Here is a 23,367-nt window from a genome sequence, read left to right on the forward strand (position 1 = left end):
GGCCTCAGGATGCCGCCGACCACCCGCGAACCGGACACCAGACCGCAGAACACCCAGACAGGGCGACCACACGCCCTTGATGATCCACTCCGTGTCCGGCAAACGGCGACATCCGACCCACACCGACACCGCGACATGCCGTGCACGGAGTCGATCAAGGTCTCCCGCCCCGAGATACCAGGCGCGTGAGCTGGCGCACATACGATACGAATCGGTTCCGTATCGAAACTCGCTCCCTTACGCTCAGGGTCGTTACGAGTCTGCCCCGTATCGTATTTCGACGCGGGTGAACCGGGGGGAGAACCGAGTTGGAACCGCACGAGAACACCGGACACCCGAGGAGGTGGGCGATCCTGGGGGTGCTGGTGATCAGCCTCCTCGTGGTCGTCCTCGACAACACGATCCTCAACGTCGCCCTGCGTACCCTCGCCGACCCGGTGCACGGCCTCGGCGCCAGCCAGGGCGAGCTGGAGTGGTCGATCAACTCCTACACGCTGGTCTTCGCCGGCCTGCTCTTCACCTTCGGCGTCCTCGGTGACCGCCTCGGGCGCAAGCGTTTCCTGCTCGTCGGCCTGGCCCTGTTCGGACTGGCGTCGCTGCTGTCGGCGTACGCCCAGGACCCGGCGCAGCTGATCGGCGCCCGCGCGCTGATGGGCGTCGGTGGCGCGGCCATCATGCCGGTGACGCTCTCGATCATCTCCAACGTCTTCGACCCCCGCGAGCGAGCCCGGGCGATCGGCGTCTGGGCCGGCGCGGTCGGCCTCGCCGTGGCGATCGGCCCGATCCTCGGGGGCGCCCTGCTCGAGCACTACTGGTGGGGTTCGGTCTTCCTGATCAACGTCCCGGTGGTGGCGCTCGGGGTGGTGCTGGTCGCCGCGCTGGTGCCCGAGTCCCGCGACCCGAACCCGGGCCGGGTGGACCTGTTCGGCGTGCTGCTGTCCGTGGTCGGCCTGGTCGCCCTCACCTACGGCATCATCGACGGCGGCGAGCACGGCTTCGACCGGCTGCCGGTCTGGGCCGCCATCGTCGGCGGGCTCGCGGTCCTGGCCTGGTTCGTCTCCCACGAGCTGCGCAGCGACCACCCGTCGCTGGACGTCCGGCTGTTCCGGGTGCCCCGGTTCGCCGCCCCGGTGGCGCTGGTCGGGCTGGTGTTCTTCGCCGCGATGGGCGTGATGTTCTTCAACGCGTTCTACCTCCAGCTGGTCCGCGGCTACAGCCCGCTGGAGACCGGTCTGCTCTTCCTGCCGTTCGCCGCGGCGCAGCTGTTCTTCGCGCCGCGCAGCGCGGCGATGGTCCGCCGCTTCGGTGGTCGGGCCGTCGCGCTGGTCGGCCTCGCGTTGACCGCGGTGGCGCTCGGCGCGTTCGTCTTCGTCGACGCGGTCACACCGATCTGGATCGTCCTGGTCCTGACCTTCCTCCAGGGCACCGGTATGGCCAACATCATGCCACCGGCCACCGAGTCGATCATGTCGGCGCTGCCTCGGGAGAAGGCCGGCGTCGGCTCGGCGGTGAGCAACACCGTCCGCCAGGTGGCCGGTGCGCTCGGCGTGGCGGTGCTCGGTTCGGTGCTCTCCGCGGTCTACAGGAGCGACGTCGCCTCGGCGCTCGCCGGTCTGCCCGCCCCGGCCCGGGCGGCGGCGGAGGAGTCCATCTCCGGCGCGTACGCGGCGGCGGCGCAGCTCGGGCCGGCCGCGCCGAGGCTGATCGCGGCGGCCAACGACTCATTCGTCTCGGCGATGCACTGGGCCGCGGCGGTCTCCGCGCTGGTGGCCGCGCTCGGCATCGTCATCGTGCTCCGCTGGATGCCCGCTCGCCCGGTGCTCGCCCCGGCCGACGCCCGGCCGGCCACCGAGCCGGAGCTGGCCGGGACCCCGTAGGTTCGGCCACAATGTCCGACATGAGTTCCCCCGCCGATGCTCCGCGGTTGCCCGGGCGACCGCGGAGCATCCGCGCGGACGAGGCGATCGTGCAGGCGACCCTGGACCTGCTCGCCGAGGGCAACACGATCGAGGCGCTCTCCATCGAGGCGATCGCCGCTCGCGCCGGGGTCGGCAAGGCCACCATCTACCGCCGCTGGCCGGGCAAGGATGCCCTGCTGCTCGACGCGCTGCGCACCCTCAAGGGCACTCCGCCCGAGCCGGGTGGCCACTCCGTCCGGGACGATCTGGTTCTGCTGGTCGGCGCGATCGGGCACAACGTCGACCCCCGCGCCGCGAAGATCATGCCCTGCCTGGTGCCCGAGGTGAACCGCAGCCCGGCCCACCACCGGCTCTATCTGAACATGGTCGAGCCGCGCCGGAAGCTGATGCGGGAGGTGCTCCAGCGCGGGATACGCAGCGGGGAGCTCCGCGCCGACGTGGACCTCGAGCTGGCGATGGCGCTGCTGAGCGGGCCGATGCTGATGCAGCGGATGCTGCGCTGGCAGCCGGAACTGGACGACAAGATCCTGCCGGAGCGGATCGTCGACGCCGTCCTGGACGGCCTCCGCGCCCGCTGACCACGTCCCGAAGAGACCGGGTGACTTGGTAGGGAATGGCCCCTCCAGGGGCCGATACCTGCCAAGATCTGCAAGCCGTCGGGGTGGCGGGGCCGAGGGTCAGCCGGCGGGGGTGCGCAGGCGGTGCAGGCGCAGGGCCAGCTGCACCTCCAGGGCACGCTCCGGCTTCTGCCAGTCCGCGCCGAGCAGCTGCCCGACCCGCTCCAGCCGCTGGGTCACCGTGTTGACGTGCACGTGCAGCAGCTCCGCCGCCCGGGCCAGGCTGCCGCCCATCCCGAAGTACGCCTCCAGCGTCTTCACCAGCGCGGTGCCGCGCCGGGCGTCGTAGTCCACCACCGGCCCGACCGTCGTGGCGAGGAAGCGGGCCACGTCCCGGTCGCCAGAGTCGCCGACCGCGCCCAGCAGCAGCCCCACGAACCCCAGCTCGGCGGTGCTTGCGCCCTCCCCGGCGCGACCCAGCGCGCCCAGCGCGGTCAGGCAGCGTTCCGCCTCGGCGAAGGTGGTGGCCAGCGAGGCCGGCCCGGTGGACGGCCCGCTCGCCCCGGCGGTCACCGGCCGACCGGTCACCCGGGACAGGTCGCGGGCCACCGCACGCGCCGCGCCGCCGGCGTCCTTGCCGGGCAGCATCAGCACCACCCGGCCGTCCCGCGCCGCCGCCAGCCCGCCCCGGGTCGAGGCGTACGTGGTGGCCCAGGACAGCACCCGCTGCCGGGCCGAACCGGTCGCGGCGAACGCGTCGTCGCCGACCGCCACCAGCACGTGCGGGGCGTCCAGGTCCACCCCGAGGCGGCGGGCCCGGCTGCGCAGCGCGTCGGTGTCCCGCAGCGGCCGGGCGATCAGGTCGTCCAGCAGCTCGCCCCGGACCCGGCCCTCCGCCTCCGCCACGGTCCGCCGGAACAGCAGCAGCAACGCGGTCACCAGCGCCGCCCGCTCCAGGATCCGCTGGTCCGCGTCGACCAGCTCCCCGTCCGGGCGCAGCACCAGCGCGCCCAGGTTCTCCGCACCGGCAACCACGGCGGCGTACCAGAGCGGACCCCGGCGGACGCTGCGGCCCTCGGTCCGGGAGGCGGCCACCGCCTCCACCAGGTCCGCCCGGTCCGGCTCCTCGATCTCGCCAACCCGGGCCAGCCGCCGCCCCTCGGCATCCAGCGCCAGCAACGCCCCGCCGAGCACGTCGGTGACCGCCGCCGCCACGTCCTCCATCCCGCCGCCGCGCACCACCAGCGCGGTCATCCGGTCGTGGGCGGCGGCGGCCCGCTCCACCGAGCTGCTGTGCGCCCGGATCGTGCTGTTCGCCGACGACAGCTCCGCCAGCGCCGAGCGGGTCTCCGCCAGCAGCCGGGCGGTGTCGATCGCCACCGCCGCGTGCGCCGCGAGGGAGACCAGCAGCGACACCTCTTCCCGGGCGAACGGCCGGGCCGACCGGTTGGCCGCGTACAGCACGCCGATCACGCTGGACCCGAGCCGCAGCGGTACGCCGAGGATGGCCACCAGGCCCTCCTCGCCCACCCCGGCGTCGATCTCCCCGGTGTGGTGGAACCGATCGTCCTCCGGGTAGTTGGCCGTCACGTACGGGGTGCCGGTCTGGGCGACCAGCCCGCCCAGGCCGTCACCCATCTCCAGCCGCAGCCGCTGGAACCGGGCCGAGATCGAGCCGTCGGTGACCCGCATGTAGGTGTCGCCGCGCTCGTCGTCGTTGAGCGTCATGTACGCCACGTCGGTGCCGAGCAGGATCCGGGCCCGGTGCACGATCGCCCGCAGCACGTCGTCCAGGTCGCGCAGCCCGGCCAGGTCGCTGGCCGTGTCGTACAGGCCGGAGAGCTCGATCTCCCGGCGGCGCCGGCGCTCCAGCAGCGCGCGGACCCGCAGCGCCACCACCTTCGCCTGCTCCAGCTCGGCCAGCCGCTCGGGCGGCAGGCCGGCGGCGCGGGCCGCGACCAGCGGCCCTTCGAACTCGACCGCGGCGGCCTCCCGGGCCAGCAGCTCGAGGAACTCGACCGGCGACGACATGACCGACATTCTGCGGGGCGCCACTAGTTGGCCGTCCAGCCCCCGTCGAGGGCGATCGAGGCACCGGTGATGAACGCGGCCGGCGGCGAGCAGAGGTACGCGACCAGTTCCGCCACCTCCTCCGGCTCGATCAGCCGCTTGATCGCCGCCCGAGCCAGCATGATCTTCTCGACCACCTCGTCCTCGCCGATGCCGTGCGTGGCGGCCTGGTCGGCGATCTGGCTCTCCACCAGCGGGGTCCGCACGTACGCCGGGTTGATGCAGTTGGCGGTCACCCCGTGCGCGGCGCCCTCCAGCGCGACCACCTTCGACAGCCCCTCCAGGGCGTGCTTGGCCGAAACGTACGCCGCCTTGTACGGCGAGGCGCGCAGCCCGTGCACCGAGGAGATGTTGACGATCCGGCCCCAGCCGTTGGCGTACATGTGTGGCAGGGCCCGCCGGATGAGCAGGAACGGCGCCTCCACCATCACCCGCTGGATGTACTCGAAGCGCTCGACGGGGAAGTCCTGCACCGGCGCGACGTGCTGCAGGCCGGCGTTGTTGACCACGATGTCGACGTCGACGTCGACGTCCAGCCGGTCGATCGCGGCCACGTCGGCCAGGTCGATGCCCTCGGCCCGGCCGCCCGCCTCGGCGGCCACCGCCTTGGCCGCCGCCACGTTCCGGTCGACCACCAGCACCGCCGCGCCGGCCGCCGCCAGGCGCAGGGCGCAGGCCCGTCCGATGCCGCTGCCACCACCGGTCACCAGGGCGCTACGACCGGAGAGGTCGACGCGTACGACGTGGGGGACCGCCACGGGTTCTGCCGTCATGGCGCAAGAAGTTACGAGCTGTGTGGCCGGTGGCACATGGGGCGGCGGCACATACTCGACGGCTGGTCTGTGTGGGCTCGACGGGCCTACCCGGCGCCCGGGCGGAGTGTCCCGGCCAGCCAGCCCGGTGGTCTTGTCGTAGGGCCGTGGCAACGTGGTCGCGACCGGGCGTGTCCCGTCCGGCTGCGGCCGGACGGGCCCAGTAGGGTGTCGAACACATGTGCGGCTGACGATCTGGGGGGAGGAGGCGGCGTGCGGGTGCTCGGTGTCGACCCGGGGCTGACCCGGTGTGGGGTCGGTGTGGTCGAGGGCGTGCCGGGACGGCCCTGCACCCTGGTCGCCTACTACGTCGTCTACACCGACCCGGCCGACGAGCTGCCGCTGCGCCTGCTGCACCTGGACCGCTCGCTCACCGATCTGGTCGCCGAGCACCGGCCCGACGCGGTGGCCGTGGAGCGGGTGTTCAGCCAGCACAATGTCCGCACGGTGATGGGCACCGCCCAGGCCAGCGGGATCGCCGTGCTGGCCGGGGCGCGGGCCGGGCTGCCGGTGCAGACGTACACCCCGAGCGAGGTGAAGGCGGCGGTGACCGGGTCCGGCCAGGCGGACAAGGCGCAGATGACCATGATGGTGACCCGGCTGCTGCGGTTGCCCGAGCCACCCCGGCCCGCCGACGCCGCCGACGCCCTGGCCCTGGCCATCTGCCACGTCTGGCGCGGCGGTACCCGGTCGAAGCTGGCCGCCGCGGCCGAGGCGGCACGACGAGGAGGAACGCGAGCATGATCGCCAGCGTGCGCGGCACGGTGACCGCGACCGGTCCGGACCACGCGGTGGTGGAGGTGGGCGGCATCGGCCTGGCCGTGCAGTGTGCCCCCGGCACCATCGCCGAGCTGCGGGTCGGCCAGCCGGCCCGGCTCGCCACCAGCCTGGTCGTGCGCGAGGACTCGCTCACCCTCTACGGCTTCGCCGACGACGACGCCAAGCAGCTGTTCGAGCTGCTCCAGACCGCCAGCGGGGTGGGCCCCCGGCTGGCCCAGGCGGTGCTCGCCGTGCACACCCCGGACGCGGTCCGCAAGGCCATCGCCAACGCCGACACCGCCGCGCTGACCCGGGTGCCCGGCATCGGCAAGAAGGGCGCCGAGCGGCTCGTCCTCGAACTGCGCGACCGGGTCGGCCCGGTGCCGGTCGGGCCCGACGGGGCCGCCGGGGTAACCGCGGGTGCCTGGCCCGAGCAGGTGCGCCAGGCCCTGGTCGGGCTCGGCTGGACGGCCGCTCAGGCCGAGCAGGCCGTCGCCGCCGTCGCGGAGACCGTCGACGGCGCGACTCCGCCGGTGCCGGTCCTGCTCAAGCAGGCCATCCGCCTCCTGGGTCGGACCCGATGACGGGGGAGAACCTGGTCTCGGCGTACGTCAGCGACGCGGAACGGGACGCGGAGGCCAGCGTCCGGCCGAAGCGCCTCGCCGACTTCATCGCCCAGGATCGCGTGCGGGACCAGCTCGACCTGCTGCTCCAGGGGGCGATGCGGCGCGGTTCCCCGCCCGACCACATCCTCTTGTCCGGGCCGCCTGGCCTGGGTAAGACCAGCCTGGCCAACATCGTGGCCGCCGAGCTGGGCGCGGGGATCCGGGTGACCAGCGGCCCGGCGATCGAGCGTTCCGGCGACCTGGCCGCCATCCTGACCAGCCTCGCCGAGGGTGACGTCCTGTTCATCGACGAGATTCACCGGATAGCCCGGCCGGCCGAGGAACTGCTCTACAGCGCGATGGAGGATTTCCGGGTCGACGTGGTGGTCGGCAAGGGCCCGGGGGCCACCGCCATTCCGCTCGACGTCGAGCCGTTCACGCTGGTCGGCGCTACCACCCGCTCCGGCCTGCTCACCGGGCCGATGCGGGACCGGTTCGGCTTCGTCGCCCACCTCGACTTCTACACCCCGGCCGAGCTGGAGGTGCTGCTGCGCCGTTCGGCCCGGATCATCGGCGTGCCGATCACCGACGAGGGCGCGGTCGAGATCGCCGGCCGGTCCCGGGGCACCCCGCGGATCGCCAACCGGCTGCTGCGCCGGGTCCGGGACTTCGCCGAGGTCAGGGCCGACGGGGTGGTCACCCTGGAGAGTGCAAGGGCCGCCCTCACCGTGTACGACGTCGACGCGCTCGGGCTGGACCGGCTGGACCGGGCGGTGCTCACCGCGCTGGTCGACTCGTTCCGGGGTGGCCCGGTGGGCCTCTCCACCCTGGCGGTGGCGGTGGGGGAGCAGCCGGACACGGTCGAGGAGGTCTGCGAGCCCTTCCTGGTGCGGGCCGGGCTGCTGGCCCGTACGCCCCGCGGGCGGGTGGCCACCGAGGCTGCCTGGCACCACCTGGGGCGTACGCCGCCGAATGGTACATTTGTCGCCGACACTCCTGCCGTGCCCGATCTCTTCTCCGCCCAGGCCGATCAGCCGTGATCCGAACGTGATCTGCACCGCATTCGGTCTTCTCAGGAGCAAGGATTAGACTTCGCCGCGGTTTGTACAGGACGTCAGAGTCCACCTCCGCTCCGGCACCCTTCGGGGCGGCGCGGAGCCATAGGGAAGGTCAAAACTGTGTTCTACGCAGCAGGTGGTGGGGGAGCCGGCAGTCTGACGCCGATCCTGATGATCGCTCTGCTCTTCGGCGTCATGTACTTCATGATGATCCGCCCCCAGCAGAAGCGGCGCCGGGATGCCGAGCAGATGCAGTCCGCGCTCGCCCCGGGCGACGAGGTCGTCACGATCGGCGGGCTCTACGGCACGGTCAGCAGCGTGGACGACGAGACCGTCCAGCTGGAGGTCGCGCCGGGCGTGCAGACCCGGTACGCGCGTCCGGCCATTGCCCGCGTGGTCAATCAGGCCGAGCGTCCCGAGGTGATCGAGCAGGTCACCGAGGACGCGGAGCCGGTCAAGGACTGACCGCCGGCCCCGGACGGGGCAGCGAAGTTGTCGCCAAAAGTGAATAGTTGGGTCGGCGCTCGTCGCCGGCACGCGGGGAATATCGTTCGGCGCCGCCGCGTCGTCACCCTCTGAGGCGTGTCGGCCGGCGGCGTCGGCTCGTCGAGCAGTCGGGCGGACACCCCCGGCCCGATATTCGTCGCCGCTGCCCAGCGGCGCGACCGTACAGGGAGACAGGACAGCCGTGGCACCACCACCTCAGGGACAGATGCGGCCCGGCCGGCAGCTCGCCGTGCTCGGGCTCATCTTTGTCGTCCTCTATTCTTTGGCGTTCTTCGCGGGCGGTGCCAGCGGTGGCTTCAAGGACCGGTTGCAGCCCCGGCTCGGCCTGGACCTGGTCGGCGGCACCCGGCTGACGCTCGAGGCCACCAACAGCGCGGATGGCAAGCCCCCGACGGCCGCCAACCTTGAAGAGGCGCGCCAGATCATCGAGAGCCGGGTCAACGCCTACGGCGTGGCCGAGGCCGAGGTGGTCACCGAGGGCAACCGCAACATCGTCGTCTCCCTGCCCGGTGAGAACCGGGACCTGACCGACGTCGGCAGCGCCGCCGAGCTGCGCTTCCGCAAGGTCCTCAAGGTCACCGACGGCAGCGGGGTCAACGCCGCGCCGGCGCCGTCCGGCAGCGCCGCCCCGGCCCCGTCGGGCAGCGCCGCCCCGGCCCCGTCGGGCAACGCGGCGCCGAAGCCGTCCGGCAGCGCCGCGGCGAAGGCCCCCGCGTCGCCGAGCACCGGCGGGCAGGGCGGCATGGCCCCGACGCCGAGCGCCAGCGCCGCCGCGCCGACCCCGTCGGCCGCCGCGAGCGCCGCCGCGCCGGCGCCGAGCGGGAACGCCGAGCCGAGCGCGAACGCCGAGCCGAGCGCGAGCGCCGAGCCGGTGCCGCAGAGCGTCGAGGAGCAGCGCAAGGCCATCGAGCAGATGGTGGGCCCGGACGTCTGGGCCGCCGCCACCGGCCTGAAGGCCCCGGCGGACATCACCGCCGACCCGTCGCTGGCGGAGAAGCTCAAGCCGTTCGGCACCCTCTCCCCGCAGGAGATCGCGGTGCTGCCGGTCGACATGCAGTTCAACGTCCCGACGATCACCTGCGACCAGCTCGACAAGCGGCCGCCGGCATCGATCAAGGACGAGAAGCAGCAGGCCGTCGCCTGCGAGTCCGGCGCCAAGTACCTGCTGGACGTGGCGAAGGTGGTCGGCACCGACGTCAAGAACGCGTCCGCCCAGCTCGACCAGACCAGCGCCTGGGTGGTGAGCCTGAACTTCACCAGCAAGGGCCAGGACAGGTGGACCGCGCTGACCCGCGAGTCGTTCCAAAACGAGGGCCAGGCCTGCGACCAGACCGCGCTCGGCCAGGGCGGCAAGTGCCGGGTCTCCGTGGTGCTGGACAACGAGATCATCTCGTCCCCGGAGATCCAGGGCGTGCTGACCGGTGACTCCCAGATCACCGGCAGCTTCGACAGCAAGAGCGCGAACCAGCTGGCCAGCCAGCTGCGCTACGGCGCCCTGCCGGTGACCTTCGTGCCGCAGGAGCAGCAGAACGTCACCGCCACCCTGGGCGACAGCCACCTCAAGGCGGGCCTGCTCGCGGCCGGCATCGGCATGCTGCTGGTCATCATCTACTCGTTCTTCTACTACCGGCTGCTCGGCTCGGTCATCTTCCTCAGCCTGGTGCTCTCGGGGCTGCTCGTCTTCGGCTCCCTGGTGGTGCTCGGCCGGTCGATGGGCTTCACCCTGACCCTCGCCGGCCTCGCCGGCATGATCGTCTCGCTCGGTGTGGCGGCGGACTCGTTCGTCATCTACTTCGAGCGGCTCAAGGACGAGATCCGGGAGGGGCGTAGTCCACGCAGCGCGGTGCCGCGGGCGTGGGTCCGGGCCCGCCGGACGATCATCTCGGCGAACGCCATCACCCTGATGTCCGCCGTGGTGCTCTACATCGTCTCGGTCGGCGCGGTGAAGGGCTTCGCCTTCGCGCTCGGCCTGGCGACGATCCTCGACCTGCTCGTCGTCTTCCTCTTCCGTCACCCGATCATGACGATGTTCGCCCGGACCCGGGCGTTCCTGTCCCCGCGGGTCAGCGGTCTCGGTCGGGCCCTGCCGGCCCGGTCGGCCGAGCAGGCAACCGCTCGCAACCCGCGCGTCAAGGAGGCCTGAGATGGCTAAGACTGGTCTGGCGTCCCGGCTCTACCGGGGCGAGGCCGATCTCAACATCGTCGGCCGGCGCAAGCTGTGGTTCGCCGTAGCCGGCGCGCTGGTGCTGATCGCCGTGCTCAGCTTCGCGATCCGCGGCTTCAGCCTCGGCATCGAGTTCGCCGGCGGCAACTCGTTCCAGGTGCCGGCCAGCGTCGGCACCCTGACCCAGGCCGAGGACAAGGTCAACGCGGCGCTGCAGGCCAAGGGCGGCGGCATCGAGGTGGTCACCGCACAGAAGGTCGGCAGCACCAGCGGCGAGTACTACGAGATGCGTACCCCGCAGCTCAGCGCCGAGCAGGCCAACGCGGTCAAGACCGAGATGGCGCAGGAGTTCGGCATCGACGCTGACCAGATCAGCGGCAGCCAGGTGTCGGAGGCGTGGGGCAGCCAGGTCACCGACCGCGCGCTGCTCGGTCTGCTGATCTTCATCGCGGTGGTGGCGATCTACCTGATCCTGCGCTTCGAGTGGCGGATGGCGGTCGCCGCGATCGCCTCGCTGCTCACCAACCTGCTCCTCACCGCCGGCATCTACTCGCTGGTCGGCTTCGAGGTCACCCCGTCGACGATCATCGGTTTCCTCACCATCCTGGGCTTCGCGCTCTATGACGTGGTGGTGGTCTTCGACAAGGTGCAGGAGAACACCCGCGGCATCACCGCGAACAACAACACGACCTACGGCGAGGCGGCCAACCTGGCGCTCAACCAGAGCCTCATGCGGTCGCTGAACACCTCGGTGGTCGCCCTGCTCCCGGTCGGCGGTCTGCTCTTCATCGGCGCGGGCCTGCTCGGTGCCGGCACCCTGAAGGACCTGGGTCTGGTGCTCTTCGTCGGTATGGCGGTGGCGTTCCTGACCTCGATCCTGCTGGCCACCCCGCTGCTGGTGCTGCTGAAGAACCAGGACCCGCGGATCAGCGCGCACAACAAGCGGGTGCTGGCCCGTCGGGGCGCGATCGCTCGGGGCGAGGTCACCCCGAAGGGTGCGCCGCGGGCCGTGGTGGCCGGCGACGAGGCCATCGACCCGGAGGCGGCGGCCCTCGCTGGCGCGGCGCCGAAGGTTGGCGCCCGGCCGGCCGGCAAGCGTCCTGCCGGGGCGCGGGGCGGTCGTCCCGGCGGCGGGGGCAACCGGCCGGGTGGCGGGAAGCGTCGCTGACCCGGGGAAACCTTCCGGCGGCGCGCGGTGCCGCCGACCTGCCCGGGGCGACCCGGTAGGAACCGACCGGATGGCGTCCGTCATGCTGTGCGAGCAGCATGACGGACGCCGTCGTCGTTTCGAAGGGACATGGGACGTACCGTGACGGAGACCCACACCACCGGGGTACGAGGAGACAGCGGCCCGGAGGTCGCCCAGCTGGTCGCCAGCCGGGTGCTGGACGTGCCGGACTTCCCCCAGCCCGGGGTCATGTTCAAGGACCTGATGCCGCTCTTCGCCGACGGTGCCGTCTTCCGCGAGGTGATCGACGGGATCATCGCGTACCACGGGCGGGACTCGTTCGACACGGTGGCCGGCATCGAGGCGCGCGGCTTCGTGCTCGCCGCGGCCATCGCGTACGCCTCCGGGGTCGGGGTGGTGCCCGTGCGCAAGGCCGGCAAGCTGCCCCGCGCCACGCACGCCGCCTCCTACGCGCTGGAATACGGCGAGGCGACCCTGGAGGTGCACCAGGACGCCTTCACCGCCGGTCACCGGGTCCTCGTGGTGGACGATGTTCTCGCCACCGGCGGCACCGCCGAGGCCACCCTCGACCTGGTGGAGCGGGCCGGCGGCACGATCGCCGGCTTCACCGTCCTGCTGGAGTTGGGCTTCCTCAAGGGGCGGGAGCGGCTCGCCCCGCGTCCGGTCCATGCCCTGCTGACCGTTTGAGCGCCCGGCCAGCCGGACCGGTCCTGCGGGGTCCGTCCGGCGGAGGCGCGGCGTACCCTGCGTGCGGGTAGGATTGCCCTTTGCTGACCGGGCGGGCGACCGTTCGGAGACGCGACGACCGGCCAGACGGCCGGCGCGGTGCGCGGGGGCCGCCGGGACCGCGAGATCCCCGGCGGCCGGCGCGGACCACGTCGACGGGGGCGGGCGGCGCGGAACAAGACCGGCTTCAGGGCCGGTTGAACAGGTACGTCGGCCGGACGGCCGGCGCATCCCGGCGAGCGGTGAGGAGGCCGGTGTCCCACGATGTCGCCCCTCCGGTGGAGGGCACGGTGCACCCGACAGGCGACGCGGACGGCGCGGTGACCGGGCAGAACGGCAACCCGCCGACCCGGGTTACCGGCTCGGGCGGTGGGCCCGACGCCAGGTCGGACGGCGGCGCGCCGCCCGGCGGGGCGGTCGTGGTGCCGTTGCGGGCCGACGGCGCGGGGGAGACGTCCCCTGGCGGCGGCTTCGCCCTCGCCAGCGCCCCGACCGGCCGACGGGTACGCGCCCGGCTGGCCAGGTTCAACGCGCCGTGGCAGACCTCCCAGGTCAGCGAGGTGTTGGAGCCGCTGATCGCCCTCCATCGGGAGAACCATCCCAAGGCCGACGCCCGGCTGCTGCAGCGGGCGTTCGACACCGCCGCCCGCTGGCATTCCGGTCAGTACCGCAAGTCCGGTGACCCGTACATCACCCACCCGCTCGCGGTGGCGACCATCCTGGCCACCCTGGGGATGGACACCACCACCCTGGTCGCGGCGCTGCTGCACGACACGATCGAGGACACGGAGTACACCCTCGACCAGATGCGCGCCGACTTCGGCGGCGAGGTGGCCCTGCTGGTCGACGGCGTCACGAAGCTCGACAAGGTCAAGCTCGGTGACGCGGCCAAGGCGGAGACCATCCGCAAGATGGTGGTCGCCATGGCCAAGGACCCGCGGGTCCTGGTGATCAAGCTCGCGGACCGGCTGCACAACATGCGTACCCTCACCTTCCTGCCCCGCCCCAAGCAGGAGCAGAAGGCGAAGGAGACGCTGGAGATCCTCGCGCCGCTGGCGCACCGCCTCGGTATGAACACCATCAAGTGGGAGCTGGAGGACCTCGCCTTCGGCACCCTGTTCCCAAAGCGGTTCGAGGAGATCAATCGCCTGATCGGGGAGCACCAGCCGCAGCGTGAGGCGCTGCTGCGCCAGGTGACCCAGAAGGTGGGCACCGACCTGAAGGCCGCCAAGATCAAGGCGGAGGTCACCGGCCGGCCGAAGCACCTCTACTCGATCTACCAGAAGATGATCGTGCGGGGTCGCGACTTCAACGACATCTACGACCTGGTCGGGGTGCGGATCCTGGTCGACACGGTGCGGGACTGCTACGCGGCGCTGGGCGTCATCCACGCCAACTGGCAGCCGGTGCCGGGCCGGTTCAAGGACTACATCGCGATGCCCAAGTTCAACATGTACCAGTCGTTGCACACGACGGTCATCGGGCCCACCGGCAAGCCGGTGGAGATGCAGATCCGCACCTACGCGATGCACCGCACCGCCGAGTTCGGCATCGCCGCGCACTGGAAGTACAAGGAGCAGAAGGGCACCCAGATCGTCGGCCCGCCGGCGCACATCGACGAGATGACCTGGCTGCGCCAGCTGCTGGACTGGCAGCGGGAGGCGGCGGACCCGAGCGAGTTCCTGGACGCGCTGCGGTTCGACCTGTCCAGCCAGGAGGTGTACGTCTTCACCCCGAAGGGCGACGTCATCCCGCTGCCGACCGGGTCGACGCCGGTGGACTTCGCGTACGCGGTGCACACCGAGGTCGGGCACAAGTGCATCGGCGCCCGGGTCAACGGCAAGCTGGTGCCGCTGGAGTCGACGCTGTCCAACGGCGACGTGATCGAGATCTTCACCTCGAAGTCCGACACCGCCGGCCCGACCCAGGACTGGCTCGGGTTCGTCAAGAGCCCGCGCGCCCGCACCAAGATCCGCCAGTACTTCAACAAGGAGCGGCGTGAGGAGGCGATCGAGGCCGGCAAGGACTCGATCGTCAAGGCGATGCGCAAGCAGGGCATGCCGCTGCAGCGGATGCTCACCCCGGACGCGCTGATGTCGATCGCCCGGGACCTGCACCTGGCCGACGTCGCCTCGCTCTACGCGGCGGTCGGCGACAGCCAGGTCTCCGCGCAGTCGGTGGTGCAGAAGCTGATGGCCGCGTACGGCGGTGAGGAGGGCGCGGCGGAGGACATCGCCGAGACCGCGTCTGCCACCCGGCCGCCGCGCAGCCGGGCCAGCAGTCACGATCCGGGTGTGGTGGTCCGGGGCGTCAGCGACGTCTGGATCAAGCTGGCTCGGTGCTGCACGCCGGTGCCGCCGGACGCCGTCTTCGGCTTCGTCACCCGCTCCGGCGGGGTGAGCGTGCACCGCGACGACTGCGCCAACGCGGAGGACCTGAAGGCGCAGAGCGAGCGGGTGGTCGAGGTGAGCTGGAAGCTCACCTCCGCGTCGACCTTCCTGGTCGCCATCCAGGTGGAGGCGCTCGACCGGCACAAGCTGCTGACCGACGTCACCCGGGTGCTCTCCGACGAGCGGGTCAACATCCTCTCCGCCACGGTCACCACCACCCGGGACCGGGTGGCGGTGAGCCGGTTCAGCTTCGAGATGGCCGACCCGAAGCACCTGGGGCACCTGCTGGCCGCGGTCCGCAAGGTCGACGGCGTCTTCGACGCGTACCGGGTCACCTCCGGGTCCTGAGCACACAGGCGAAAGCGCCCGCCGGCAGGAACCGGCGGGCGCTTTCGTACGCGGTGCGAAGGGTGGGTCAGCCGCCCTGGATGTCAGTCATCGTCAGCTTCTTGATGACGACCTCCTTCTTCGGGTGCCCGCCCCCGGCCTGCTGGGCGAACGCGCCGTCGTCGCCGGCCGCCGCGACCTGCTGCACCAGGTCCATGCCACCGGTGATCGTGCCCAGCACGGTGTAGTTCGGGTCGAGCTGGGAGTCGCCGTACACGATGAAGAACTGGCTGCCGGTGCTGCCCGGCTGGCCGGAGTTGGCCATCGCGATGACGCCCTCCGGGTACGGCGGCCGCTTGTCGGTGGGCAGGTTCTCCTCGGTCAGGTTGTAGCTCGGGCCGCCCATGCCGTCGGTGTCCCGCCAGCCGTTGCCCGTCGCGGCCGGGTCGCCGCACTGGAGCACCTTGATCCCCTGGGTGACCAGGCGGTGGCACTTGGTGTTGTCGAAGAAGCCCTTGCTGGCCAGGTGGGTGAAGCTGCCGGCGGTGCAGGGCACCTGGTCGCGGTTGATCTTCGCGGTGATCGGACCGAGGTTGGTGTCGAGCGTCATCGTCTGGCTGCCCTTGTTGGCCTGCTGGGTCGGGGGCAGCCCGACGTCCTTGATCTGCTTGGGGCGTCCCTCCTTGGGGACCTCGGTGTAGGTGCACTGCGAGTAGCCCGCCGTGTTGGCGTTCTGCTGCTTGTCGTCGTCGCCACCGAGCTTGGTGACCAGCCACACGGTGCCGGCGACCACGAGCACCAGCACGGCCGCCGCGCCGACGATGGCCTGCGTCTGCCGGCCCTTGCGCGCCTTGGCGGCGCGTTCGGCCATCTCCCGCTCGAGTCGGGCCCGCGCCGCCGCGCGCTGCCGCTCTCTGGTGGACGTCACGGTCACTCCTTACGGTGTTTCTCTGGCGCGGACGTTTGCCGCTGCTGGTTGGGGTGGGGGCGGCCGGGTCAGCTGGCGCTGGTGCTCGCCGCCTTCGCGAGGTCTGGCTCGCCGACCGTGAGGCTCTGGATCACCACGTCCGTCTTCGGCTTGACCTTGGCCCCGCTCCCATTGTCCACGGTCTCCAGGGCTCCGATCTTCTCCACCACGTCAAGCCCGCCGGTGACCTTGCCGATGATCGGGTAGGCCGGCTTCTCGGGGTTGAAGTCCTTGAAGAAGATCAGGAACTGGCTGCCGTTGGACCCCGGCGGGTTGGCGACCATGGCGACCGTGCCCTTCGGGTACGCCGGGGGCTGCTCCGGCGCGGCCGAGGCGGACGGCTCCGGCGCGGTGGGGACGTCCTCGTCGGGGAACGAGTAGGTCGGGCCGCCGATGCCGGTGCCGCTCGGGTCGCCGCAGCGCAGCGCGCCCTCGGTGGTGATCTCATGGCACTTGGTGTTGTCGTAGAACGACTTGCCGGCCAGGTGGGAGATGCTCGCCGCGGCGCACGGTGCCGAGGTGAGGTCGAGCGCGGCGGTGATCGGGGCACCCTGGTTGGTGGTGACCGTCATCGTCCGGGTGCCGCTGGTGGGCAGGCCGGTGGTGTTCGGCTTGCCGACGTCCTTGAGGTTGGTGTTGGCGCTGGCGTCCTGTGGGGTCCAGACGCAGACGTCCTCGGCGGCCTTGGGTTTCGGTTTCGCGTCGAAGACGCCCAGCCCCCAGAGCGAGCCAAACACGATCAGCGCGAGCACGACGAGCGCGCCGACGCCGGCCTGGATCTGCCGGCGGCGCTTCGCCGCGGCGGCCCGCCGGGCGAGCTGCCGGTCGAGCTTGGCCCGCGCCAGTTTGCGCTGCCGGTCCCTGCTGGAAGCCACCCGTGCTCCCCTTCCTCTACGCTGGTCCTCGCCGGCGCCGGGCCGTTGTTCGCCCGTCGGTGCGCAAGGTGCGCCACGCCACACGCCCGCCAGAGTGTACGGCCACCGGCTGGGAAAGTCGTCCACTAGGTTCCGCTCCGGGTTTATCGGACGTTCTCACTGTGCCTCTCGGGGCCCCTGTGACGTGTGGGCCGACGGAACCCGGTCGCCGGGGCGACTAGGCTGATGACGGGGACGACGACTCGAACGGAAGGGGAGCGGACGTGCTCGTGGCCGGCTTTCCCGCGGACGCCTTCGGCACCAACTGCTACGTGGTGGCGACCGCGCCGGGGGAGCAGTGCGTGGTGGTCGACCCCGGGATCGGGGTGCTGGACCGGCTCGACGCCGTGCTCGCCGAGCACCGCCTGCACCCGGCCGCCGTGCTGCTCACCCACGGCCACCTCGACCACACCTTCTCGGTGGCGCCGGTCTGCGGCGCGCGGGGCATCACCGCGTACGTGCACCCGGACGACCGGGAGTTGCTTGCTGACCCGGCCAAGGCCCTCTCGATGGATCTCACCCAGCTCTTCGGCGGTCGGCTGCCGTACGCCGAGCCGGAGGACGTGGCCGAGCTGGTCGACGGGGCCACGCTCCGCCTCGCCGGGTTGGAGATCACCGTCGACCACGCGCCCGGCCATACCGGCGGGTCGGTGCTGTTCCGGATGCCCGGCGCCGGCTCGCCCTGGGAGGCCGAGCAGATCTGCCTCTCCGGTGACGTGCTCTTCGCCGGCTCGATCGGCCGCACCGACCTGCCGGGCGGCAGCATGCCCCGCATGCTGGCCAGCCTCCGGGAGAAGGTCCTCCCGCTGGCCGACGACACCGTCGTCCTGCCCGGCCACGGACCCGCGACCACCATCGGCCGCGAGCGCGCGACCAACCCGTACCTCATCGAGGTGGCGGGCACCGGCGACGCGCGCCCGGCCGCGCCCACCCGCGGCCTCTGACGCCGCGACCCTCGACCTGACCGCGCCGACCCGCGCGGGATTCAAGGAGTACGCCATGAGCAAGCCCACGCCCATCTCCGGCTTCCCGGAGTGGACGCCCGCCCAGCGGATGATCGAGCAGTTTGTCCTCGACCGGATCCGCGCCACCTTCGAGCTGTACGGCTTCGCCCCCCTGGAGACCCGTTCGGTGGAGCCGCTGGACCAGCTCCTGCGGAAGGGGGAGACCTCCAAGGAGGTCTACGTGCTGCGCCGGCTCCAGGCCGACCCGGCGGGCGCGACCGGCGACGACGCGCTCGGCCTGCACTTCGACCTCACGGTGCCGTTCGCCCGGTACGTGCTGGAGAACGCCGGCAAGCTCCAGTTCCCGTTCCGCCGCTACCAGATCCAGAAGGTGTGGCGGGGTGAGCGGCCGCAGGAGGGGCGCTACCGGGAGTTTCTCCAGGCCGACATCGACATCGTCGACCGGAACACCCTGCCGGCCCACTACGAGGCCGAGATGCCGCTGGTCATCGGCGACGCGCTGCGGTCGCTGCCGATCCCGCCGGTGCGGATCCAGGTCAACAACCGCAAGATCTGCGAGGGCTTCTACCGAGGTATCGGGCTGACCGACCCGGAGGCGGCGCTGCGCGCGGTGGACAAGCTCGACAAGATCGGCCCGGCGAAGGTCGCCGAATTGCTGGCCGAGACCGCCGGGGCGAGCGAGGCGCAGGCCAAGGGCTGCCTGGCCCTGGCCGAGATCTCCGCGCCCGACGCCTCCTTCGCCGACGCGGTCCGCGCCCTCGGGGTGACCGACCCGCTGCTCGACGAGGGCATCGCGGAGCTGACCGCGGTGGTGGAGACCGCAGCCGCGCACTCGCCCGGCCTCTGCGTCGCCGACCTGCGCATCGCCCGCGGCCTGGACTACTACACCGGCACCGTCTACGAGACGCAGCTGATCGGCTACGAGCGGTTCGGCTCGGTCTGCTCCGGCGGCCGGTACGACAATCTGGCCAGCTCGGGCAACGTCCACTTCCCCGGAGTGGGCATCTCCATCGGGGTGACCCGGCTACTCGGCCTGCTTTTCGGCGCCGAGGCGCTGTCGATCTCCCGTAGCGTGCCGACCTGCGTGCTCGTCGCGGTCAACAGCGAGGACGAGCGGCCGGCGAGCAACAAGGTCGCCGAGGCGCTGCGTTCCCGGGGCATCCCCACCGAGGTGTCGCCGGGTGCGGCCAAGTTCGGCAAGCAGATCCGGTACGCGGAGCGCCGTGGCATCCCGTACGTCTGGTTCCTCGGAGCCGAGGGCGACGAGGTGAAGGACATCCGCTCGGGCGAGCAACTGGCCGCCGCGGCCGGCGAGTGGACCCCGCCCCGGGCGGACCTGAAGCCCCTGGTCGCCCCCGCCTGAGCCCGACCCCCCAATTCGGGCAAACTACAACCTTGCGCAGGATCTTAAATATGTGAATACTTTGGGCACTCGGCCGGCGTCCCCCCGGGTCGGCCGGGTTGTCCCCGGGCGCGTCCGTATGACGGTGCCCGTCACCCCCTCCCTGGAGGTTGTTACATGCGACCCACGAGGTCCTCGCTCCGCCGCGCCGCCACCATCGCCCTGGCCGGTGCCCTGGTCACGGGCTCGCTCCTCGGCGCACCCGCCCAGGCGGCCCCTGCCTCGCCCGCGTCCCCCGACGCGGCCGCCGCCCTGGCCGAGAAGCTCGGCGACCACGCCGCCGGCACGTACGCCGACGCCACCGGCAAGATGGTCATCGCGGTGACCGACGCCGCAGCCGCCCGCCAGGTCCGCGCCGCCGGCGCCACCCCGAAGTTCGTCACCCGTGGGGCCGGCAAGCTCAAGGCCGCCACCGATGAGCTGGAGCGCTCCGCCAAGATCCCGGGCACCGCCTGGTGGGTCGACGCGGCCACCAACCAGGTCGTGGTCTCCGTCGACAGCACCATCACCGGCGCCAAGCTGGAGCGGGTCAAGGCCGCCGCCGCCCGCACCGGCGGCACGGTCCGGATCGAGGCCGAGTCCGGCGTGCTGAGCACCCGCATCTCCGGCGGCAACGCCATCTACGCCGGTGGCGGCGGGCGTTGCTCGCTCGGCTTCAACGTGCGCAGCAGCTCCGGCGCCTACTACTTCCTCACCGCCGGGCACTGCACCAACATCTCGTCGAACTGGTACAGCAACTCGGCGCAGACCTCGTTGCTCGGCACCCGCGCCGGCACCTACTTCCCGGGCCGGGACTTCGGCATCGTGAAGTACAGCAACCAGACCACCGCCCAGCCGGGCAACGTCTACCTGTACAACGGCACCTACCAGGACATCACCACCGCCGGCAACGCGTACGTCGGCCAGACCGTCTACCGCTCCGGCAGCACCACCGGCCTGCGCAGCGGCTCGGTCACCGCGCTCAACGCCACCGTCAACTACGCCGAGGGCAGCGTCTCCGGCCTGATCAAGACCACCGTCTGCGCGGAGCCCGGCGACAGTGGTGGCTCCCTCTTCGCCGGAAGCACCGCGCTCGGCATGACCTCGGGCGGCAGCGGCAACTGCACCTCCGGCGGGACCACCTACTTCCAGCCGGTCACCGCGGCGCTGAGCTACTACGGCGTCAGCGTCTACTGATCGATCTCCGCGAGCGGGCCGCCGGGCGACCGGCGGCCCGCTTTGCTTCCGGGCGAGGGCCGGGTCAACGCTCAGGTCACCGGGTGGTGCGGGGCGCGCTCCGACAAGCTGACAGAATGCGGGTGCAGCCCGTTCAGCGATGAGGAGACGCAAGTCGTGATCCGTACCCATGACGCCGGCAGCCTGCGCGCGACGGACGCCGGCACCACGGTGACGCTCGCCGGCTGGGTGGCCCGCCGGCGCGACCACGGCGGTGTCATCTTCGTCGACCTGCGCGACGGCTCCGGCGTGGTCCAGGTGGTGCTCCGCGAGGAGGACGCGCACGCGCTGCGCAACGAGTTCTGCGTCAAGGTCACCGGCGAGGTGACCCGCCGCCCCGCGGGCAACGAGAACCCGGACCTGCCCACCGGCGAGGTCGAGGTCACCGTGAGCGCGTTGGAGGTGCTCTCCGAGGCGGCGCCGCTGCCGCTGCCGGTGGACGACCAGATCGAGGCCGGCGACGACATCCGCCTCCGGTACCGCTACCTGGACCTGCGCCGCAGCGGCCCGGCGCAGGCGATCCGGCTGCGCTCGCGGGCCAACCAGCTCGCCCGCGCGGTGCTGAACGAGCGGGACTTCCTGGAGATCGAGACGCCCACCCTGACCCGCTCCACTCCGGAGGGTGCCCGCGACTTCCTGGTCCCGGTCCGGCTCCAGCCGGGCAGCTGGTACGCCCTGCCGCAGTCGCCGCAGCTGTTCAAGCAGCTGCTGATGGTCGGTGGCATGGAGCGCTACTACCAGATCGCCCGCTGCTACCGCGACGAGGACTTCCGCGCCGACCGGCAGCCCGAGTTCACCCAGCTCGACATCGAGATGTCCTTCGTCACCGAGGACGACGTCATCGAGCTCGGCGAGGCGATCGTCTCGGCGCTCTGGTCCGACCTGGCCGGCTACCAGATTCCCCGGCCGATCCCGCGGATCACCTGGCACGACGCCATGTCGCGCTACGGCTCCGACAAGCCCGACCTGCGCTACGGCGTCGAGCTGACCGAGCTGACCGACTACCTGCGCGGCACCGAGTTCCGGGTGTTCGCCGGCGCGATCGACGCGGGCGGCTACGTCGGCGCGGTGGTCATGCCCGGTGGCGCGGCGCAGAGCCGCAAGGAGCTGGACGGCTGGCAGGACTGGGCCAAGGCGCGCGGCGCCCGGGGCCTGGCGTACGTGGTGCTCGACGCGGAGACCGGCGAGGCGCGCGGCCCGGTGGCCAAGAACCTCTCCGAGGCGCACCTGGCCGGGCTGGCCGACGCGGTTGGTGCCAAGCCGGGCGACGCGATCTTCTTCGCCGCCAGCACCAACGCTCGCGAGGCGCAGGAGCTGCTCGGCGCCGCCCGGATCGAGATCGCCAAGCGGGCCAACCTGGTCGACGAGAGCGCCTGGGCGTTCTGCTGGGTGGTCGACGCGCCGATGTTCGAGAGGACGGACGAGGGCGGCTGGACGGCGGTGCACCACCCGTTCACCTCGCCGAACGCCGAGTGGGTGGACCGGTTCGAGGAGGCGCCCGACCGGGCCCTGGCCTACGCGTACGACATCGTCTGCAACGGCAACGAGATCGGCGGCGGCTCCGTCCGTATCCACCGGGGCGACGTGCAGCAGCGGGTCTTCGACCTGCTCGGCATCACCCCGGAGGAGGCCCAGGACAAGTTCGGCTTCCTGCTGGAGGCGTTCAAGTACGGCCCGCCGCCGCACGGCGGCATCGCCTTCGGCTGGGACCGGATCTGCATGCTGCTGGCCGGCGCGGACTCGATCCGCGAGGTCATCGCGTTCCCGAAGACCCGGGGCGGCTTCGACCCGCTGACCGGCGCGCCCACGCCGATCACGGCGCAGCAGCGCGCCGAGGCGGGCGTCGACGCCAAGCCGAAGGCGCCGACCGGGCCGCACGCCGGCACCGCCGGCCCGGTGGCGCCGGTCGCCGACCCGACCTGATCCTGATTTGATGAAGGCCCGCGTCACGATGACGCGGGCCTTCGGCGATGTTCTGGGGGACGACATGACGCTGCTCGTGGTGGGTGCCAGCGGCTTCCTCGGCGCCGAGGTGTGCCGGCAGGCGGTCGCGGCGGGCAGCCGGGTGATCGGCACCCACCACTCGGCCGCCGTCGCGGTCCAGGGCGTCGAGCCACGCCGGCTCGACGTCACCGACCGCGCCGCCGTGCGCGCGCTGCTGACGGAGGTACGCCCCGACGCCGTCGTCGCCACCCCCTACCGGTACGACGACTGGGCGGTCACCGCCGACGGGGCGGCGCACATCGCGTACGCCGCCGCCGAGGTGGGGGCGCGGCTGGTGCACCTGTCCAGCGACGCCCTGCACAGCGGGCGGCCAACGCCCTACCTCGACGACGACCCGCCGACGCCGATCCATCCGTACGGGGCGGCGAAGGCGGCGGCGGAGACCGCGGTCCGGGCGATCGACCCGGGCGCGATGCTGGTGCGTACCTCGCTGATCGTGGGGGAGGGCAGCAAGCAGATCGCGCTCTGCCGCGACGCCCTCGCCGGCCGGATGGCCCTCTTCACCGACGAGCTCCGCTGCCCGGTCGACGTGTCCGACCTGGCCGCCGCTGTGCTGGAGCTGGTCCCGTCCGGCTACGCCGGCCCGCTCAACGTTGCCGGGCCGGACCCGGTCAGCCGCGCCGAGTTGGGCCTCCTGGTCGCTCGGCGGTCAGGCGTCGACCCGGCCGGCCTGAAGACCACCACCAGCGCCGCCTTGGGCCTGCACCGCCCCGCCGAGGTACGCCTCGACTCCTCCCGCGCCGCCGGCCTGCTGCGTACCCGGCTGCGCGGGGTCACCGAACTCCTCGCTGCCTGAGCGCCGCCGCGCCCACTGTCG

The 23,367-nt window shown here is 72.1% G+C and carries 19 protein-coding genes; 15 read left to right on the forward strand and 4 right to left on the reverse strand.

The window, feature by feature from the left end; translation table 11 throughout:
• Nucleotides 1-308 precede the first annotated feature (308 nt).
• Complete coding sequence (locus ACNAW0_RS25760) at nt 309-1,877, forward strand: MFS transporter (RefSeq protein ID WP_416290593.1); 1,569 nt, start codon at nt 309-311, stop codon at nt 1,875-1,877.
• A gap of 11 nt (nt 1,878-1,888) precedes the next feature.
• Nucleotides 1,889-2,497 (forward strand): TetR/AcrR family transcriptional regulator, encoded by a 609-nt coding sequence (locus tag ACNAW0_RS25765; protein WP_416290594.1) that lies wholly within the window; start codon nt 1,889-1,891, stop codon nt 2,495-2,497.
• Between the two features lie 99 nt (nt 2,498-2,596).
• Here the strand turns inward: ACNAW0_RS25765 and ACNAW0_RS25770 are convergent, their stop codons facing one another.
• On the reverse strand, nt 2,597-4,516 hold the full coding sequence (locus tag ACNAW0_RS25770) for a helix-turn-helix domain-containing protein (RefSeq protein ID WP_416290595.1): 1,920 nt from the start codon (nt 4,514-4,516) through the stop codon (nt 2,597-2,599).
• 14 nt (nt 4,517-4,530) lie between these two features.
• Nucleotides 4,531-5,319: a 3-hydroxybutyrate dehydrogenase gene (locus ACNAW0_RS25775; RefSeq protein ID WP_416290596.1), complete on the reverse strand. Its 789-nt coding sequence runs from the start codon at nt 5,317-5,319 to the stop codon at nt 4,531-4,533.
• Nucleotides 5,320-5,571: 252 nt separating this feature from the next.
• On the opposite strand from ACNAW0_RS25775, the gene ruvC reads away from it, so the two are divergent.
• The 8 genes from ruvC (at nt 5,572) to ACNAW0_RS25815 (ending at nt 15,104) form a co-directional block, all read left to right on the forward strand.
• Nucleotides 5,572-6,102, forward strand: a complete 531-nt coding sequence (ruvC, locus tag ACNAW0_RS25780; protein WP_416290597.1) for a crossover junction endodeoxyribonuclease RuvC — start codon at nt 5,572-5,574, stop codon at nt 6,100-6,102.
• Nucleotides 6,099-6,701 (forward strand): Holliday junction branch migration protein RuvA, encoded by a 603-nt coding sequence (gene ruvA, locus ACNAW0_RS25785; protein WP_416290598.1) that lies wholly within the window; start codon nt 6,099-6,101, stop codon nt 6,699-6,701. Before ruvC ends, ruvA begins: the two co-directional genes overlap by 4 nt.
• Complete coding sequence (gene ruvB / locus ACNAW0_RS25790) at nt 6,698-7,762, forward strand: Holliday junction branch migration DNA helicase RuvB (protein WP_416290599.1); 1,065 nt, start codon at nt 6,698-6,700, stop codon at nt 7,760-7,762. The genes ruvA and ruvB overlap by 4 nt, the downstream gene beginning before the upstream one ends.
• Before the next feature lie 138 nt (nt 7,763-7,900).
• Nucleotides 7,901-8,245: a preprotein translocase subunit YajC gene (yajC, locus tag ACNAW0_RS25795; protein WP_416290600.1), complete on the forward strand. Its 345-nt coding sequence runs from the start codon at nt 7,901-7,903 to the stop codon at nt 8,243-8,245.
• 247 nt (nt 8,246-8,492) lie between these two features.
• Nucleotides 8,493-10,430: a protein translocase subunit SecD gene (gene secD / locus ACNAW0_RS25800; protein ID WP_416290616.1), complete on the forward strand. Its 1,938-nt coding sequence runs from the start codon at nt 8,493-8,495 to the stop codon at nt 10,428-10,430.
• 1 nt (nt 10,431) lies between these two features.
• Nucleotides 10,432-11,619: a protein translocase subunit SecF gene (secF, locus tag ACNAW0_RS25805; protein WP_416290601.1), complete on the forward strand. Its 1,188-nt coding sequence runs from the start codon at nt 10,432-10,434 to the stop codon at nt 11,617-11,619.
• 141 nt (nt 11,620-11,760) lie between these two features.
• The gene (locus ACNAW0_RS25810; protein ID WP_416290602.1) at nt 11,761-12,327 is read left to right on the forward strand and encodes an adenine phosphoribosyltransferase; all 567 of its coding nucleotides are present in this window, start codon (nt 11,761-11,763) and stop codon (nt 12,325-12,327) included.
• Between the two features lie 317 nt (nt 12,328-12,644).
• A complete protein-coding gene (locus ACNAW0_RS25815; protein ID WP_416290617.1) occupies nt 12,645-15,104 on the forward strand; it encodes a RelA/SpoT family protein in 2,460 nt (819 codons plus the stop codon).
• Nucleotides 15,105-15,171: 67 nt separating this feature from the next.
• Here the strand turns inward: ACNAW0_RS25815 and ACNAW0_RS25820 are convergent, their stop codons facing one another.
• A complete protein-coding gene (locus ACNAW0_RS25820) occupies nt 15,172-16,011 on the reverse strand; it encodes a peptidylprolyl isomerase (RefSeq protein ID WP_416290603.1) in 840 nt (279 codons plus the stop codon).
• A gap of 68 nt (nt 16,012-16,079) precedes the next feature.
• On the reverse strand, nt 16,080-16,925 hold the full coding sequence (locus tag ACNAW0_RS25825) for a peptidylprolyl isomerase (protein ID WP_416290604.1): 846 nt from the start codon (nt 16,923-16,925) through the stop codon (nt 16,080-16,082).
• Nucleotides 16,926-17,188: 263 nt separating this feature from the next.
• Here ACNAW0_RS25825 and ACNAW0_RS25830 point away from each other — a divergent pair, with 263 nt between their 5' ends.
• The 5 genes from ACNAW0_RS25830 (at nt 17,189) to ACNAW0_RS25850 (ending at nt 23,346) form a co-directional block, all read left to right on the forward strand.
• Nucleotides 17,189-17,908: an MBL fold metallo-hydrolase gene (locus ACNAW0_RS25830; protein ID WP_416290605.1), complete on the forward strand. Its 720-nt coding sequence runs from the start codon at nt 17,189-17,191 to the stop codon at nt 17,906-17,908.
• A 55-nt stretch (nt 17,909-17,963) separates the two neighbouring features.
• Nucleotides 17,964-19,292, forward strand: a complete 1,329-nt coding sequence (hisS, locus tag ACNAW0_RS25835; RefSeq protein ID WP_416290606.1) for a histidine--tRNA ligase — start codon at nt 17,964-17,966, stop codon at nt 19,290-19,292.
• Between the two features lie 156 nt (nt 19,293-19,448).
• Entirely contained in the window at nt 19,449-20,507 is a 1,059-nt protein-coding gene (locus ACNAW0_RS25840) for a S1 family peptidase (RefSeq protein ID WP_416290608.1), read from the forward strand.
• A gap of 156 nt (nt 20,508-20,663) precedes the next feature.
• A complete protein-coding gene (gene aspS / locus ACNAW0_RS25845) occupies nt 20,664-22,469 on the forward strand; it encodes an aspartate--tRNA ligase (protein WP_416290609.1) in 1,806 nt (601 codons plus the stop codon).
• A 64-nt stretch (nt 22,470-22,533) separates the two neighbouring features.
• Nucleotides 22,534-23,346: an SDR family oxidoreductase gene (locus tag ACNAW0_RS25850; RefSeq protein ID WP_416290618.1), complete on the forward strand. Its 813-nt coding sequence runs from the start codon at nt 22,534-22,536 to the stop codon at nt 23,344-23,346.
• Nucleotides 23,347-23,367 lie beyond the last annotated feature (21 nt).

This window comes from Micromonospora sp. SL1-18 (assembly GCF_047921505.1).
In the GTDB taxonomy this organism is placed as follows: domain Bacteria; phylum Actinomycetota; class Actinomycetes; order Mycobacteriales; family Micromonosporaceae; genus Micromonospora.

Bases quoted from the DNA above. Each gene is read 5' to 3' on its own strand.
- ACNAW0_RS25850 (WP_416290618.1), top strand. From the start codon at position 22,534: ATGACGCTGCTCGTGGTGGGTGCCAGCGGCTTCCTCGGCGCCGAGGTG.
- hisS (WP_416290606.1), top strand. From the start codon at position 17,964: ATGAGCAAGCCCACGCCCATCTCCGGCTTCCCGGAGTGGACGCCCGCC.
- ACNAW0_RS25765 (WP_416290594.1), top strand. From the start codon at position 1,889: ATGTCCGACATGAGTTCCCCCGCCGATGCTCCGCGGTTGCCCGGGCGA.
- ruvB (WP_416290599.1), top strand. From the start codon at position 6,698: ATGACGGGGGAGAACCTGGTCTCGGCGTACGTCAGCGACGCGGAACGG.
- secF (WP_416290601.1), top strand. From the start codon at position 10,432: ATGGCTAAGACTGGTCTGGCGTCCCGGCTCTACCGGGGCGAGGCCGAT.
- ACNAW0_RS25840 (WP_416290608.1), top strand. From the start codon at position 19,449: ATGCGACCCACGAGGTCCTCGCTCCGCCGCGCCGCCACCATCGCCCTG.
- ACNAW0_RS25770 (WP_416290595.1), bottom strand. From the start codon at position 4,516: ATGTCGGTCATGTCGTCGCCGGTCGAGTTCCTCGAGCTGCTGGCCCGG.
- ACNAW0_RS25775 (WP_416290596.1), bottom strand. From the start codon at position 5,319: ATGACGGCAGAACCCGTGGCGGTCCCCCACGTCGTACGCGTCGACCTC.
- ruvA (WP_416290598.1), top strand. From the start codon at position 6,099: ATGATCGCCAGCGTGCGCGGCACGGTGACCGCGACCGGTCCGGACCAC.
- secD (WP_416290616.1), top strand. From the start codon at position 8,493: ATGCGGCCCGGCCGGCAGCTCGCCGTGCTCGGGCTCATCTTTGTCGTC.